The organism is Streptomyces sp. NPDC014006 (assembly GCF_043088925.1).
GTDB lineage: Bacteria > Actinomycetota > Actinomycetes > Streptomycetales > Streptomycetaceae > Streptomyces.
In genome coordinates this window covers 192,423-207,410 of record NZ_JBICAJ010000007.1, presented here as the reverse complement: position 1 = coordinate 207,410, position 14,988 = coordinate 192,423, and the positions used below count along the sequence as shown (strand labels likewise).

General features: G+C 73.9%; 12 protein-coding genes and 1 tRNA gene. 8 read left to right on the top strand and 5 right to left on the bottom strand.

Annotation, left to right across the window (positions count from 1 at the left end; all coding sequences use genetic code 11):
- The first annotated feature begins 19 nt into the window (after positions 1-19).
- Positions 20-93 (top strand) — tRNA-Ala (locus tag ACF1GV_RS24310).
- A gap of 79 nt (positions 94-172) precedes the next feature.
- Here ACF1GV_RS24310 and ACF1GV_RS24305 read toward each other — a convergent pair.
- On the bottom strand, positions 173-2,629 hold the full coding sequence (locus tag ACF1GV_RS24305) for an ABC transporter permease (RefSeq protein WP_391684478.1): 2,457 nt from the start codon (positions 2,627-2,629) through the stop codon (positions 173-175).
- Positions 2,623-3,468: an ABC transporter ATP-binding protein gene (locus tag ACF1GV_RS24300; protein WP_391684475.1), complete on the bottom strand. Its 846-nt coding sequence runs from the start codon at positions 3,466-3,468 to the stop codon at positions 2,623-2,625. Before ACF1GV_RS24300 ends, ACF1GV_RS24305 begins: the two co-directional genes overlap by 7 nt.
- Positions 3,469-3,635: 167 nt before the next feature.
- On the opposite strand from ACF1GV_RS24300, the gene ACF1GV_RS24295 reads away from it, so the two are divergent.
- Positions 3,636-4,970 carry a sensor histidine kinase gene (locus tag ACF1GV_RS24295; RefSeq protein WP_391684472.1) on the top strand — a complete coding sequence of 445 codons (1,335 nt, stop codon included), beginning with the start codon at positions 3,636-3,638 and terminating at the stop codon, positions 4,968-4,970.
- 60 nt (positions 4,971-5,030) lie between these two features.
- A complete protein-coding gene (locus ACF1GV_RS24290) occupies positions 5,031-5,663 on the top strand; it encodes a response regulator (protein WP_391685088.1) in 633 nt (210 codons plus the stop codon).
- A gap of 33 nt (positions 5,664-5,696) precedes the next feature.
- Here ACF1GV_RS24290 and ACF1GV_RS24285 read toward each other — a convergent pair whose 3' ends face one another.
- Positions 5,697-6,173, bottom strand: coding sequence for a GNAT family N-acetyltransferase (locus tag ACF1GV_RS24285; protein WP_391684469.1), 477 nt, complete (start codon positions 6,171-6,173; stop codon positions 5,697-5,699).
- A 79-nt stretch (positions 6,174-6,252) separates the two neighbouring features.
- On the opposite strand from ACF1GV_RS24285, the gene xth reads away from it, so the two are divergent.
- Entirely contained in the window at positions 6,253-7,056 is an 804-nt protein-coding gene (xth, locus tag ACF1GV_RS24280; protein WP_391684467.1) for an exodeoxyribonuclease III, read from the top strand.
- Positions 7,057-7,066: 10 nt separating this feature from the next.
- Here xth and ACF1GV_RS24275 read toward each other — a convergent pair whose 3' ends face one another.
- Positions 7,067-7,711, bottom strand: a complete 645-nt coding sequence (locus ACF1GV_RS24275) for a MerR family transcriptional regulator (RefSeq protein ID WP_363263398.1) — start codon at positions 7,709-7,711, stop codon at positions 7,067-7,069.
- Between the two features lie 153 nt (positions 7,712-7,864).
- Between ACF1GV_RS24275 and ACF1GV_RS24270 the strand changes: the two genes are divergently transcribed.
- The 4 genes from ACF1GV_RS24270 to ACF1GV_RS24255 all read left to right on the top strand — a co-directional run bounded on the left by ACF1GV_RS24270 (position 7,865) and on the right by ACF1GV_RS24255 (position 11,567).
- Entirely contained in the window at positions 7,865-9,466 is a 1,602-nt protein-coding gene (locus tag ACF1GV_RS24270; RefSeq protein WP_391684465.1) for a flavin-containing monooxygenase, read from the top strand.
- Positions 9,463-10,392, top strand: a complete 930-nt coding sequence (locus ACF1GV_RS24265; RefSeq protein ID WP_391684463.1) for an alpha/beta fold hydrolase — start codon at positions 9,463-9,465, stop codon at positions 10,390-10,392. Before ACF1GV_RS24270 ends, ACF1GV_RS24265 begins: the two co-directional genes overlap by 4 nt.
- Positions 10,389-11,273 carry an SDR family oxidoreductase gene (locus ACF1GV_RS24260; protein ID WP_391684460.1) on the top strand — a complete coding sequence of 295 codons (885 nt, stop codon included), beginning with the start codon at positions 10,389-10,391 and terminating at the stop codon, positions 11,271-11,273. The genes ACF1GV_RS24265 and ACF1GV_RS24260 overlap by 4 nt, the downstream gene beginning before the upstream one ends.
- Before the next feature lie 87 nt (positions 11,274-11,360).
- Entirely contained in the window at positions 11,361-11,567 is a 207-nt protein-coding gene (locus tag ACF1GV_RS24255; RefSeq protein WP_391684458.1) for a hypothetical protein, read from the top strand.
- A gap of 76 nt (positions 11,568-11,643) precedes the next feature.
- Here ACF1GV_RS24255 and ACF1GV_RS24250 read toward each other — a convergent pair whose 3' ends face one another.
- Positions 11,644-14,877, bottom strand: coding sequence for a S41 family peptidase (locus ACF1GV_RS24250; protein ID WP_391684456.1), 3,234 nt, complete (start codon positions 14,875-14,877; stop codon positions 11,644-11,646).
- Between the last annotated feature and the right edge of the window lie 111 nt (positions 14,878-14,988).

Here is a 14,988-nt window from a genome sequence, read left to right as displayed (position 1 = left end):
AAAGTTTCACTCGTTGCAAGGGCCTGTGGCGCAGTCCGGTAGCGCACCTCGTTCGCATCGAGGGGGCCAGGGGTTCAAATCCCCTCAGGTCCACGCAATGAGGGCCCCGGCGATCTTCGGATCGCCGGGGCCCTCGGCCATTCTCCCGGCCCGGTGGTCCCGCTCTTGTTCCTCAGCGGCGCAGTGCCGCCGCCGTCGTGACCGTCGAGGACACCACCGCCAGCAGCGCACACCCGGCCGTCGCCGCGCCCAGGGCCGGCCAGGGCAGCACGAGCGGCACCGGCGCAGACAACAGCCCCAGGGCGGCACCCGTACCGGCCCAGGTGACGAAGGTCACCAGCAGCCCGAGCAGGGCGCCCGCCGCCACCACCGTCAGCGACTCCAGGGCCGTCAGCCGCAGTATCTGCCCGCGCGTGGCGCCCGCCAGCCGCAGCGCCGTGAACTCAGCGGCCCGGCCGGACGTCGACATGGTCAGGGTGTTGGCGAGCGAGAGGCCCGTGTAGAGCAGGGCGATGCCGAGGACCAGGAAGAGACCGAGCCGGGTCGTCCCCGTCGCCACCGGCCGGGACGCGTGCAGCCACTGCGCGCGCGTGAGGACCCGTACGCCGTCCCCGGGGCGGACCGTCGCGCGCAGGGCCGTCGCGACAGCGGCCGCATCGGCGCCTGCGCGCACGCGGACGTCGAGTCGTTCCACCGGCGCGCCGGGGGCGTTGGCCGGGGTGAGCCACGCGCCGTTGTCGCCGGTGCCGGTGGCCAGGACGGCCGCGATCCGCAGCGTCCTGCGTGTGCCGTCGCCGAGCCAGACGGTGACGTGGCGGCCGACGGTGTGCTCGGCCCACTCCTCGTTGACGACGATCGACGCGTCGTCCAGGTCGGCGATCCGGCCGGCCGTCACCGGCAGCCGTACGGTCGCGGCCGGCGCAGGGGGATCGGCGGCGTGGGCGGAAGAGGTGACGAGCGCGACGCCGCCCTCCAGGGTGTGGACGGCCGTGCCGCGGACGGGACAGACGGTGGCGCCGGGAATCGACCGCAGCCGGTCCACCGTCGCCGTACCGATCCCGTCGGAGGCGTCTCCACGCGCGTGGCTCTCCGGCACCACCACGAAGTCCGCCACCGTCGCCCGGTCGGACTCCGCCGCCCGCGCCTGTTCCAGCGTCGCCGGGGTGCCGAGCAGACAGCCCGTCAGGGCCACCGTGGCCAGCACCGGCGCGGCGACGGCAGCCGTGCGGCGCAGGCTCGTCGCGGTGTTCTCACGGGCCAGCATCCCCAGGGCGCCCGGCAACCGGGCGGGCAGCCAGGCCAGCAGCCGCACCGACGGCCGCAGCAGCGCGGGGGAGAGCAGGGCGAGCGCGCCGATCAGCAGCAGCGGGCGGCTGACGTAGGTCTTGCGGTGCAGCAGGTCGCCCGGGTCGGTGAGCAGCGTGTGGGCGAGCGTCGCGGCGGCGGCGAGCAACAGGGCCGTACCGCACACGCGGCGCCCCCACGTCAGGGTGCGGCCGTCCACCGACGCCTCGCGCAGCGCCTGCGTCGGCGCGGTCCGGCCCGCGCGCCAGGCCGCGGCGGCCGCCCCGCTCAGCGCGACCAGCAGGCCCGTCCAGAAGGCCAGTTGATAGGGCCACGCATGCCAGGACAGGTCGGCGAGGCGGAACCAGCCGGGGGCCAGGCCGCCCTCGACCACGCGCGTGACGAGCAGCGGCGCGCCGTACGCGCCGAGCGCGCAGCCCGCCACCGAGGCCGCGATGCCCACGAGAAGCGCCTCCGCCAGCACCGTGCGCCGCACCTGACCCGGTGTCGCGCCCGCGGCGCGCAGCAGGCCGAACTCCCGGCTGCGCTGGGCGACCGTGAAGGCGAAGGTGGACGCCACGACGAGCACCGACACGAAGCCGCTGACCCCGCCCGCCGTGCCGAACAGGGCGTTCAGCGCCGTCAGCGCGCGGGCGTCGCGGCCGGGGTCCGGGTCCGCGAACCGCCGCGCGTCACCGGTCAGCACCCGCACGCCGTCCGCCGCGCCCACGGCCCGTCGTACGGCCACCGGGTCGGCGTCGGCGACCAGCTGCACGACGCCGGGGGCGAGACGAGCGGCACGCGCGTCGGTGAAGAACACCGGGTTCTCGGCGCCGAGGGCGTGGACCGTGCCGACCACCCGCAGCGTGCCGTGGTCGCTGCGCAGGCGCCGGCCCACGGCCGTCCAGCCGCCGGCCGCGACCACCTCGTCGGCGGCGCGGGGCGCCCGTCCGGCGTCCAGCCGGTACGGGGCGAAGCGGGCGACCGGCCACGGGTGGCCCACCAGATCGCCGGGGCCGCCGTCGACGCGTACGGCGAAGGAGCGGTCCTCGACGACGTCGCCGACCGTGCGCAGCGCGGCCACCGTGGCCGCCGGCAGCGTGCGGGGTGAGGTGAGCGGGCGGGTGCGCACGCCGGCTTCGGTCTCCACCCGCAGCGTGTCCTGGCCGCGGACCACGGCGGGCGCGGCGGCGAAGCGCTCCGGGCGGTGGCGCGGGGGATCGAGCGTGGCGTCGAGGGCGAGGCCCATCGCGGTGAGCAGCGTCGTGGCGAGGCACAGGGCGAGGAAGCTGCCGGCGAAGGACACCCGGCGGGCGCGCAGCGTGCGCACGGCGAGACTCAGCACGGGAACATCCCCGGCACACGTGCGTGCCGCGCACCCGCTTCGGCGTCCACACGTGCGTGCGGCGTGACGCCGTCGGCTTCCTCGCGTGCGTGCGGTGCGGCTGCGTCGGCGTCCGCCTCCAGGGCCGCCAGGTGCGCCGCGATGCCGCCCGCCGACGCCCCGCTCATCTCGCCGTGCACACGGCCGTCGACCAGGAAGACGACCCGGTCGGCATAGGAGGCGGCCACCGGGTCGTGCGTGACCATGACGACGGTCCGGCCCCGCGCGTCGACCATGCCGCGCAGCAACTGCAGCACCTCGCGGCTGGTGCGCGAGTCCAGCGCACCGGTCGGCTCGTCGCCGAAGAGGACCTCGGGAGCGGTGATCAGGGCGCGGGCCAGCGCGACCCGCTGCTGCTGCCCGCCGGACAGCTCCGACGGCCGGTGCCGGGCCCGCGCGCCGAGACCGACCTGCTCCAGCGCTTCACGCACGCGTGCCGCGCAGGGGCGGCGGCCGGCCAGCCGCAGCGGCAGCGCGACGTTCTGGGCCGCGGTCAGGGACGGCAGCAGGTTGAACGCCTGGAAGACGAACCCGATCCGCTCACGGCGCAGCAGCGTCAGCTTCCGCTCGCTCAGCCCGGTCAGTTCCGTCCCGCCGAGCCGGACCGAGCCCGAGGTGGGCCGGTCGAGTCCGGCGGCGCACTGCAGCAGCGTCGACTTGCCGGAGCCCGACGGGCCCATCACGGCGGTGAACGTGCCGTGCCGGAAAGCCAGCGACACCCCGTCCAGCGCCGTCACGCCGTCGTCCGAGGTGCCGTAACGCCGGCTCACGGCGGTCAGTTGGATAGCGTCGGTGGTCATCTGCCCTTCCGTCCCCACTCGTTGGAATCGCACAGGGACAAGCCAACCGGCGTCGGGCGCCCGGGTCGGTCGGGCGGGGGCGAGACTTGGGGTAGGGCCAGGCATACCCCCCGCCCACCCGCCGGACCGATGGCGGCGAGAGGCCCACCGCTCCTACCGTGGCCGGCATGCAACCGCGCACCCTCTGGCAGGCTCTGGGCCGCCCCCGCTATCTGCTGACGCCGTGGCCGTGGCGCGCCACCGCCTACCTGGTGTCCGGCGTGGCCCTCGGGGTCGCCGTGCTGGTGTCCCTGGTGACCCTGGTCGCGGTCGGCGGCGTACTGGCGCTCGTGCTGGTGGGGTTGCCGCTGCTCGCCGCCGTCGCGCTGGCCGGGCTGCCCGTGGCCGCCCTCGAACGGCACCGGCTGCGCCTGGTGGCCGACGGCCCGGTCCCGGGAGGGCACGCCGCGCCTGGCGAACCCGGGCTGCGCAGCTGGCTGACGACCCGGCTGCGGGAGCAGGCCACCTGGCGAGAACTCGGCCACGCGCTCTTGTGCGCGGCACTGCTGTGGCCGGCCGAGGCGCTGGTGGTGACCGTGGCGGTGCTCTTCCCGGTGGCGATGGCGGCGACCCCGCTGCTGATGGCGACGACCGGCGGCGGCCGGGAGGCGAAGGTGCTCAAGACGTGGACGGTGACCGGGTGGCCGGCCGCATGGGGCGTGGCCGTTCTCGGCGTGCTGCTGCTCGCGGCGGGCGCGTACGTCCTCGGCGCCGCGGCCGGGGCCCGGGCCGGGCTCACCCGGCTGCTGCTCGCGCCCCGCGAGCCGGAACTCGGCGCACGGGTGGCCGAACTGGCCCGCTCCCGCAGCCGGCTGGTCGACGCCTTCGAGGCCGAGCGGCGGCGTATCGAGCGCGACCTGCACGACGGGGCACAACAGCGGCTGGTGGCGCTGACGATGACGCTGGGCCTGGCCCGCCTGGACGCACCGCCCGGCCCGCTCGCCGAGCAGCTGGCCCGGGCGCACGACGAGGCGGGCGCCGTCCTCGCGGAACTGCGGGAGCTCATCCACGGCATCCACCCCAAGGTCCTCGCGGACTACGGCCTTCAGGCGGCCGTCACCGACGCCGCCGACCGCAGCCCGGTCCCCGTCGAGGTGCGCTTCGACCTGCCGGGACGGCTGCCGGGGGCGGTGGAGGCCGCCGCCTACTTCGTGGTGTGCGAGGCCCTCGCCAACGTCGCCCGGCACAGTGGTGCGAACCGCGCCGAGGTGCGCGGCGGGCACACCGGCGGACGGCTGACCGTCGAGGTGCACGACGACGGCCGGGGCGGCGCGGACGCGGCCCGCGGCAGCGGGCTGACCGGGCTCGGGGACCGGTTGTCAGTGGTCGATGGAAGACTTTCCGTGTCGAGTCCGCCGGGCGGAGGGACGGTGCTGCGCGCGCAGATTCCGTGCGCGGTGCGCCCGGCCGCCCAGGAGGGCGGGACGGCCGCGCGGGTCGCCACGGGGGAGCGACCCGGGTGAGGGGCGAGACGGACGGGGGATGTGATGGGTGAGACCAGGGGCGGGCGGTCGCTGCGGGTGGTGCTGGCCGAGGACAGCGTGCTGCTGCGGGACGGGCTGACCGCCCTGCTCACCCGGTTCGGGCACCGGGTCGCGGCGGCCGTCGCAGACGCGGACGCCCTGCTCGCCGCGGTCGCCGAGCACCAACCGGACGTGGTGGTCACCGACGTCCGGATGCCGCCGGGCCAGGCCGACGAGGGGCTGCGCGCGGCGGTCCGGCTGCGCACCGAGCGGCCGGGGCTGCCGGTGCTGGTGCTCAGCCAGTACGTGCAGCGGGCGTACGCCGCCGACCTGCTCGACTCGGGCGACGGCACCGGGGTCGGCTATCTGCTCAAGGACCGGGTGGGTCAGGTCGAGCAGTTCGTGAACGCCCTCGCCGAGGTCGCCGCCGGCGGCACGGTGGTCGATCCGGAGGTCGTACGGCAGCTGCTGCGCCGTCGCCGTGATCCGCTGGCGCGGCTCACCCCGCGCGAGCGGGAGGTGCTGGCGCTGGTCGCGGAGGGCAGGTCCAACGGCGCGATAGCCCGGCAGCTGGTCGTCTCCGAAGCGGCGGTCGGCAAACACATCGGCTCCATCCTCACCAAGCTGGACCTGCCGCCCGCCGAGGACGTGCACCGCCGGGTGCTGGCGGTGTTGGCGTTCCTGCGGGAGTGAGCGAGGACACAGGGCCCCCGGCCTGGCCGGCCGCTACAGCGCCTTGGCGAAGCAGCGGCTCTCCTCGTGGAAGCGGTAGTAGCCGAACTTCTCGCAGGGCTCGTAGCCGCAGGAGGTGTACAGGGCGATGGCCTCGGGCTGCTTGGTGCCGGTCTCCAGGACCATCCGGGAGCGCCCCGCCGCCCGGGCGTCCTCCTCCAGGGCGGCCAGCATCCGCCGGGCCAGCCCGCGACCGCGCACGTCGGCGACCACGTACATCCGCTTCAGCTCCGCGTCGCCGTCCCGGTTGCCCTCGTGGTTGGCGTCCTGCCGACGCCAGCCGCCGGTGGCGACGGGCCGCTCGTCGGCGTCGTACACGATGAAGTACACGCCGTTCGGCGGCTCGAAGTCGGCCGGGTCCAGCAGGGTGGCGTCGCCGCCGTCGCCGTAGCGCTCGTGGTACTCGGCCTGGACCTCGTCGTTGAGCTTGACGGCGTCGGGGTGGTCGAAGGGGACGCGACGTATAAACATGCTGGTTATCGTACTTCTATGCAGTAGGTGAGGTCTCGGGTTTTGAGGACCTCGACCAGTGTGCCGGTATCGTGCCGGGGTGCTGACTGTGACCACCGTGAACGTGAATGGGCTGCGGGCCGCCGCCAAGAAGGGCTTCGTCGAGTGGCTGGCCCGGACGGAGGCGGACGTCGTGTGCCTCCAGGAGGTGCGCGCCGAGCCGCATCAGCTGCCCGAGGAGGTCCGGGAGCCCGCGGGCTGGCACGTCGTGCACGCGCCGGCCGCCGCCAAGGGCCGCGCCGGCGTGTCCCTGTACACCCGCCGGGAGCCCGACCGGGTCCGCGTCGGGTTCGGGTCGTCGGAGTTCGACGGCAGCGGCCGGTACGCCGAGGCCGATCTGCCCGGGGTCACGGTCGCCTCCCTCTATCTGCCCTCCGGCGAGGTCGGCACCGAGCGGCAGGACGAGAAGATCCGCTTCATGGGCGAGTTCCTGGCGTATCTCAAGGAGTTGCGCGAGCGGGCCGCCGCCGACGGCCGCGAGGTGCTGGTCTGCGGCGACTGGAACATCGCCCACCAGCAGGCCGACCTGAAGAACTGGCGCGCCAACCAGAAGAACTCCGGCTTCCTGCCGGAGGAACGCGAGTGGCTGAGTCGCGTCCTCACCCCGGCCGAGGGTGGCTATGTGGACGTGGTCCGCGCCCTGCATCCGGACGTGGAGGGCCCTTACAGCTGGTGGTCGTACCGGGGGCGGGCCTTCGACAACGACAGCGGCTGGCGCATCGACTACCACGTCGCGACGCCGGGGCTTTCGGAGCGGGCGGTCAAGGGGTTCGTCGAGCGCGCCGCCACGCACGCCGAGCGCTGGTCGGACCACGCGCCGGTGACGGTCGTGTACGACCGCTGAGCCGCAGGCCCTAGTCCCGCTTGCTGATCCGCCGGTCCAGTGCCAACGACAGTTCCGCCTCCACCACACTGCGGGCCAGGGGGCGCAGGCGGTGCAGGCCGGCCTCGCCGGTGTGGCGCTGGATCAGGTCGGTGAAGAGTTCGGCGAGGGCGTCGGCGTGGTCGCGGACGCGGGCGCCGGCCGCCAAAACCTCGGCGAGCGGGATGCCCTCACGGACCAGGGCGGAGGAGACGTCCAGCAGGCGCCGGCTGATGTGGACGATCTCGTCGCCGTCGGTGCCGAGGTAGCCGAGGTCCATCGCGGCGGCCAGGTTCTCGGGGGTGACCTCGCCCTCGAAGCGGGCGGCGAGCTCCTCCGGGGTGAGGCGGACCGGTTCCTCCTCGGTGGGGGTGCCGACGCCGATCAGGTCGGCGACGTTGCGGCCCTGGTCGAGGGCCTCGGCGAGTTCCGCGATGCCGTTCAGGGTGTGGCCGCGTTCCAGCAGGGCGGCGATGGTGCGCAGGCGGGCCAGATGATGCTCGTCGTACCAGGCGATACGGCCCTCGCGGCGGGGCGGCGGGAGCAGCTTGCGCTCGCGGTAGAAGCGCAGGGTGCGCACCGTGATGCCGGCCAGCCGTGCCAGCTCCTCCATGCGGTATTCACGCTTCTCTGCCACGGGAGGAGCCTATGGTCTACCGCCGGTAACTTTCCTCGCCCACCCCCTACCCATCAGTACGCGGCTCCTCTACTCTCCCCATTGCGCCAGTGTTCACTGGCAGGGTCTGGCAGGGACCGGCAGGGTCCAACAGCGATGCGCGGAGGCTTCGGGATGGCCCACGAACACGAGCATGTACGGGTGGCGGTGATCGGGTCCGGATTCGGAGGGCTCGGCGCGGCCGTGCGGCTGCGCCGCGAGGGGATCACGGACTTCGTCGTCCTGGAGCGGGCGAGCAGCGTCGGCGGCACCTGGCGCGACAACAGCTACCCGGGGTGCGCCTGCGACGTCCCCTCCCACCTGTACTCCTTCTCCTTCGCCCCCAACCCCGACTGGCCGCGCACCTTCTCCGGGCAGGAGCACATCCGCGCCTACCTGGAACACGTGACGGACACCTTCCGGCTGCGCCCGCACCTCCGCTTCGACTCCGAGGTGAAGCGGATGACCTGGGACGGCGAGCAGTTGCGGTGGCGTATCGAGACCGCCTCCGGGGATCTCACCGCAGACGTCGTCGTCTCCGCCACCGGACCGCTGTCCGACCCGAAGATCCCGGACATCCCGGGTCTGGACACCTTCCCCGGCAAGGTCTTCCACTCCGCCCGCTGGGACCACGACTACGACCTCACCGGCAAGCGCGTCGCGATGATCGGCACCGGCGCCTCCGCCATCCAGATCGTGCCGTCCATCCAGCCGAAGGTCGGCCGGCTCACCCTCTTCCAGCGCACCCCGGCCTGGGTGATGCCCCGCGTCGACCGGGCCATCACCGGCGCCGAGCGGTGGCTGCACCAGCAGCTGCCGTTCACCACCAGGGCCCGCCGCGGGCTGCTGTGGGGCATCCGGGAGCTGCAGGTGCAGGCGTTCACCAAGCACCCGGACGAGCTCGGCTTCGTCGAGCAGCTCGCCAAGCGCAACATGGCCCGCGCCATCAAGGACCCGGCCCTGCGCGCCAAGCTCACCCCGGACTACCGCATCGGCTGCAAGCGGATCCTGCTCTCCAGCACCTACTATCCGGCGCTCGCGCAGCCCAACGTCGACGTCGTCGCCAGCGGGCTCAGTGAGGTCCGCGGGTCCACCGTCGTCGCCGCGGACGGCACGGAGACCGAGGTCGACGCGATCATCTTCGGCACCGGCTTCCACGTCACGGACATGCCGATCGCCGAGCGGGTGGTCGGCGCGGACGGGCGCACCCTCGCCGAGCACTGGAGCGGCGGCATGGAGGCCCTGCGCGGCGCCGCCGCCGCCGGGTTCCCGAACTGGATGACGATCATCGGGCCCAATACCGGCCTCGGGAACTCCTCGATGATCCTCATGATCGAGTCCCAGCTGAACTACCTGGCCGACTATCTGCGCCAGCTGAACGTCCTGGGGGTCCCCCCAGGCCCTCAAGGCACTGGGGGAGGCCGCGCCGCCCTCGACGCCCGCCCGAGCGCCGTGCACGCCTGGAACCGGCGGGTGCAGGAGCGGATGAAGCGCACGGTGTGGAACACGGGCGGCTGCACCAGCTGGTACCTGGACGCGAGCGGCCGCAACACGACCATCTGGCCAGGCACGACCAGCGAGTTCCGGCGGGCGACGCGACGGGTGGACCTCGCGGAGTACGTCGTCCTGCGGCCACCGGCGGCAACGGCCGCGCAGGACGAGAGCGCCGAGGCTTCCGCGCAGACCGGGGCCCCCGAGGCCACTCCGGCGACCGACGCCGCGGAGGTGACCGCGTGAGCCGCCCCGCCCACGTCACGTCCGGCCCCTACGCCCCGCCGAACCCCGCCCGCACCCTCACCGTCACCTCCGCCGACGGCGCCCGCCTCCACGTCGAGGTGCACGGACCCGACGGTGCCCCCGCCGTCGTCCTCGCCCACGGCTGGACCTGCTCGACGGCGTTCTGGGCGGCGCAGATCCGGGCGCTGTCCGCCGACCACCGTGTCATCGCCTACGACCAGCGCGGCCACGGCCGCAGCCCCGCGAGCGAGGCGTGCAGCACCGACGCCCTCGCCGACGACCTCGAAGCCGTACTCGAAGCGGCCCTCGCGCCCGGCGAGCGGGCGGTCGTCGCCGGGCACTCGATGGGCGGCATGACGGTGATGGCGGCGGCCGGCCGGACGACGTTCCGCGAGCACACGGCGGCCGTCCTGCTGTGCAGCACCGGCAGCTCCCGGCTGGTCGCCCAGTCCACCGTCGTACCGATCCGGGCCGGGCGCCTGCGGACCTGGCTGACCGGGCACGTCCTCGGCTCGCGGGCCCCGCTCGGCCCGGTCACGCCGCTCGCGCTGCGCATCCTCAAATACGCGACGATGGGCCCCGGTTCGGCCCCGCACATGGTGCGGGCGTGCGCGCACATCGTGCACGGCTGCCCGCGCAAGGCCCGCCACGCCTGGTCGCGGGTGCTGGACCTGCTCGACCTCGACCACGGCGTCGCGGAGTTGACGGTGCCCACCGAGGTCGTCGTGGGCACCGCCGACCGGCTCACCCCGCCGGTGCACGCCCGGGCCCTTGCCGCCGCGCTGCCCGACTGCGCCGGGCTCACCGAACTGCCCGGCATCGGCCACATGACCCCGATCGAGGCGCCCGAACTGGTCACCACCAGGATCCGGGAACTGGCCGCCGCCCACGTCACCGCACCCGCGAAGCTGGAGGAGAGCGCATGAGCAAGGTGAGCCTGGAGGGGCAGGTCGCGGTCGTCACCGGCGCCGCACGCGGGGTCGGTGAGCTGCTCGCCCGCAAGCTGTCCGTGCGCGGCGCGAAGGTCGCCCTGGTCGGTCTGGAGCCGCAGGCCCTGAAGGAGGTCTCCGAGCGGCTGCACAGCGAGAGCGCCTACTGGCACGCCGACGTCACCGACCACGAGGCGATGGCGCGGGTCGCGCAGGAGGTCAAGGAGCGGTTCGGCAAGGTCGACATCGTGGTCGCCAACGCCGGTGTGGCGACGGGCGGTCCGTTCGTCGACTCCGACCCGGACGCCTGGCGGCGGGTGATCGAGGTCAACCTGATCGGCTCGGCGGTCACCGCCCGCGCCTTCCTGCCGGTGCTGATGGAGAGCCGCGGCTATCTGCTCCAGGTCGCCTCGCTCGCCGCCATCACGCCCGCGCCGATGATGACGGCGTACTGCGCGTCCAAGTCGGGTGTGGAGGCGTACGCGCACAGCCTGCGCGCCGAAGTCGGCTACCGGGGTGTGCGGGTGGGCGTGGCCTACCTGTCGTGGACCGACACCGACATGGTGCGCGGCGCCGACAGCGACGAGGTGATGCGCGAGCTGCGGCAGCGGCTGCCGTGGCCGTCCAACAAGACCTACCCGCTGGGCCCGGCCGTGGACCGGATCGTCGCCGGGATCGAGCGCCGCTCGAGCCATGTGTACGGGCAGTGGTGGCTGCGCGGCATGCAGGGGGTGCGCGGCTGTCTGCCGGCTGTCATCGGCACGGTGGGGCAGCGGGAGATGCGGCGCTTCGGGGACCGGCTCCAGGGCATGCGTTCCGGCCTCGTCGGCGCAGGTGGGGCGGCCGATGAACAGGAGCGCAGCACGCTGCGTAACTGATCGACATGCGCAGGGTGACGGCCCGTGTGAATCTGGTCGAGGCCCCTCCGGGGGCGACTGAATCACCCACCACAGGAGTGAACCCACATGGGCATGAAGGACAAGTTCCAGGACCAGGCCGAGAAGCTGCAGGAGCAGGCCCGCCAGCGGGGCGAGCAGGCTCGCGAGAAGATGGGCGACCGCGGCTCGCAGCAGCAGCCCGGCAAGCCGCAGCGTGAGCGCGGCCGCCAGGGCATGGAGGACGCGGAGCAGGAGCTGGACGAGCGCTTCGACCGCGACGAGGACATGATCTGACCTCGGCCTGACCGGTACGGCGTGGGGTGCCCGGGATTCCTCGGGCACCCCACGTTCGTGTCCGCCCACCCGGTGGTCACTGCCGCGGCGGCAGCTTCGGCCGGGCCCGGTCGGGGACGTTGCGGTAGTCCGGCGGAGACGCCGGCGGGTGCGTGCGCAGCAGGTCCAGCGCCAACCGGACGGCGTCGTCGAGCTGGGCGTAGCGGCCCTCGGCCCAGTCCAGCGGGGTGCGCAGGGCCTCGACGTCGGGGATGACCCCGTGGTTCTCGACGGACCAGCCGTACGCGTCGAACCAGGCCGCGTTCATCGGTACGGTGATCACCGAGCCGTCGCCCAGGCGGTGCCGGCCGGTCATGCCGACCACGCCGCCCCAGGTGCGCTGGCCGACCACCGGCCCCAGCTTCAGCAGCTTGAACGCGGCCGTGATCATGTCGCCGTCCGAGGAGGTCGCCTCGTCGGCGAGCGCGACGATGGGCCCGCGCGGGGCGTTGGAGGCGTACGACACGGGCTGGGCGTTGCGGGTGAGGTCCCAGCCGAGGATCGTGCGGGTCAGCTTCTCCACGACCAGTTCGCTGATGTGGCCGCCGGCGTTGCCGCGCACGTCGACGATGAGCGCCGGCCGGGACATCTCCATGCGCAGGTCGCGGTTGAACTGGGCCCAGCCGGACCCGCCCATGTCGGGGATGTGCAGATAGCCGCACCGGCCGCCGCTCAGCTCGCGCACGACCTCGCGGCGCTTGGCCACCCAGTCCTGGTAGCGCAGGGGCCGTTCGTCGATCAGCGGGACGACGGCCACCCGCCGGGAGTGCGCCTCCGCGCCCTCTTCGCCCTCGGCGACGCTGAACGTCAGCTCCACGGTCGTCCCGCCCGCCCCCGCGAGCAGCGGAGACGGACCCGCCACCGGGTCCACCGGGCGGCCGTCGACGTGGGTGAGGGTGGCGCCCTCGCGGATGCCGGTGCCGGCGAGCGGGGAGCGGGCCTTGGAGTCGGAGGAGTCGCCGGGCAGGATGCGCTTGATCCGCCAGGTCCCGTCGCGGCACACGAAGTTGGCGCCCAGCAGGCCCTGCCAGCGCTGGTAGTGCGGCGGGCCCTCGTTGCGGCGGGCGGCGGTGACGTAGGCGTGCGAGGTGCCGAGTTCGCCGAGCACCTCGCGCAGCAGGTCGGCGAACTCGTCGGGGGAGGCGACCCGTTCGACCAGCGGGCGGTACTGCGCGAGCACCGCGTCCCAGTCGATGCCGCTCATGCCGGGGTCCCAGAAGTAGGCGCGGATGAGCCGGCCGGCCTCCTCGAAGGACTGGCGCCACTCGGCGGGCGGGTCGACCTCGTGCAGGATGCGCCGCAGGTCGATCCACACCGTCGAATCGCTGTCGCCGGGCTCGGTGGAGGGCACCGCGCGCAACTCGCCCTCGTCGACGACGACGAGCCGGGTGCCGTCACCGCTGACCGCGAAGTGGTCCAGGTGGCCGACGAGTTCGGTCTTCTTCGCCTTGGCGAGGTTGAAGTACTCCAGGGTGGGGCGGCCGGTGGTGTCGTCGGGGTTGACGAAGGTCTCGCCCAGCGCGCCGGAGATCGGCCAGCGCAGCCACACCAGACCGCCGCCGGCGACCGGGTACAGCGCCGAGTACTTGGAGGCGATCACCGGGAAGGGCACGACCCGGTTCGCCAGCCCCTCCACCTCGACGGTCACCTGCCCGTCGCCCTCGTCGTCCACCGGGTCCAGGCCCCCGGCGGCCGGCCGGCCCTCGGGGCTCAGCGCGAAGGGGGAGGGGGTGGCCGACGACAGCGGCACGAGGTAGGGGCGGCAGCCGAGCGGGAAGGACAGGTCGCCGGTGTGCACGTCGTAGACCGGGTCGAAGCCGCGCCAGGACAGGAAGGCGAGGTAGCGGCCGTCGCGGGTGAAGACCGGGTTCTCGTCCTCGAAGCGGCCGTTGGTGACGTCGACGATGTAGGTGTCCTTGATGCGGGCGAGTTTGATCTGCCGCAAGGACCGGCCGATTCCCGGATGGGACCACGTCAGCCACGCCCCGTCCGGGGAGAACGCCAGGTCCCGCACGGGCCCGTTGACGGACCGGATCAGCTCGGAGACCTCGCCGTCGGCCTCGTCGCCCGCGTCCAGGAGCAGCAGCCGTCCGTCGTGCGAGGCGATCGCGAGCCGCTCGCCGTCGGGGTCGGCGACCATCTCCAGCACCCGGCCCAGCGCGCCCGAGGCCAGCCGGCGCGGGGCGCGCTCGCCGGTCGTGCGCGGCAGGTAGGCGATCTCGATCGCGTCCTCGCCCTCGGCGTCGGTGACGTAGGCGACCTGTCCGCCGGAGCCGAGCATCTCCGGCAGCCGGATGCGCACGCCGGGGGTGTCGGCGATGGTGCGGGCGGGGCCGTCGCGGTGGGTGAGCCAGTACAGGCTGCCGCGCACCACGACGGCGCTCGCGCGGCCCGTCTCGTCCACGCTCAGCCCGTCCACGTGCTGCGCGGCCGGCACCTGGTACGGCCGCCGCCCGGTGCGCGGGCCGCTGAGGCGGACGTCGAGGCGGCGCGGCTCGGAGTCGGCCGAGAGGTCGTCGACGATCCACAGCTCGCCCGCGCACTGGTAGACGACCCGGCTGCCGTCGCTGGCGGCGTGGCGGGCGTAGAAGGCGTCGTGGTCGGTGTGGCGGCGCAGGTCGGAGCCGTCCTGGGCGCAGGAGTAGAGGTTGCCGACGCCTTCGTGGTCGGAGAGGAAGGCGATCCGGTCGCCGACGAACATCGGCGAGGCCAGGTGGCCGCCGATGCCGGCGAGCAGCCGGCGCCCGTGCAGCCACAGCCGGCCCATGGCGCCGCCCCGGTACCGCTTCCAGGACGCCGGTTCGTGCGGCGGGGTGCCGGTCAGCAGCAGCGACTTGCGCTCCCCGGCGAGGTCGGCGACCTGGACGTCGGTGACCGGACCCCAGGGCAGTTTGCGGCCCGGGTCGCCCTCGGTCGTCACCTTGTAGGCCCAGGTGAAGTAGGAGAACGGCTCGCCGTGCGAGGCGACCGCGAGGATGTCGCCGTCGGGGGTCCAGCCGGTCACCCGGGTGTCGGAGCTGCCCCAGTAGGTGAGCTGGCGGCTGGTGCCGCCGTCCACCGGTTCCAGGTGGATCTCCGGGTCGAGGGTGCGCCAGCTGGTGTAGGCGACGAGGCGGCCGTCGGGCGAGAAGCGGGGGTGGCCGGCCTTGGTGCGGTCGGCGGTCAGCCGCCAGGCGCGCTCCCGTCCGTCGAGCGGGGCCAGCCACAGATCGTCCTCGGCCACGAAGCACAGCAGATCGCCATGGAGGTGGGGCATGCGCAGATAGCTCACCTCCCCATGCTTTTCCGCAGGAGGAGCCCGGGCAACTTGTGACGCCGCCCTCTTCGGGACCTTTATACGGTCCTCACGATCGTGACCCACAACACGAACGAAACCGTTTCG

Coding starts and splice junctions, on each gene's coding strand:
- ACF1GV_RS24295 (WP_391684472.1), top strand. CDS start 3,636: ATGCAACCGCGCACCCTCTGGCAGGCTCTGGGCCGCCCCCGCTATCTG.
- ACF1GV_RS24285 (WP_391684469.1), bottom strand. CDS start 6,173: ATGTTTATACGTCGCGTCCCCTTCGACCACCCCGACGCCGTCAAGCTC.
- ACF1GV_RS24255 (WP_391684458.1), top strand. CDS start 11,361: ATGGGCATGAAGGACAAGTTCCAGGACCAGGCCGAGAAGCTGCAGGAG.
- ACF1GV_RS24260 (WP_391684460.1), top strand. CDS start 10,389: ATGAGCAAGGTGAGCCTGGAGGGGCAGGTCGCGGTCGTCACCGGCGCC.
- ACF1GV_RS24300 (WP_391684475.1), bottom strand. CDS start 3,468: ATGACCACCGACGCTATCCAACTGACCGCCGTGAGCCGGCGTTACGGC.
- ACF1GV_RS24270 (WP_391684465.1), top strand. CDS start 7,865: ATGGCCCACGAACACGAGCATGTACGGGTGGCGGTGATCGGGTCCGGA.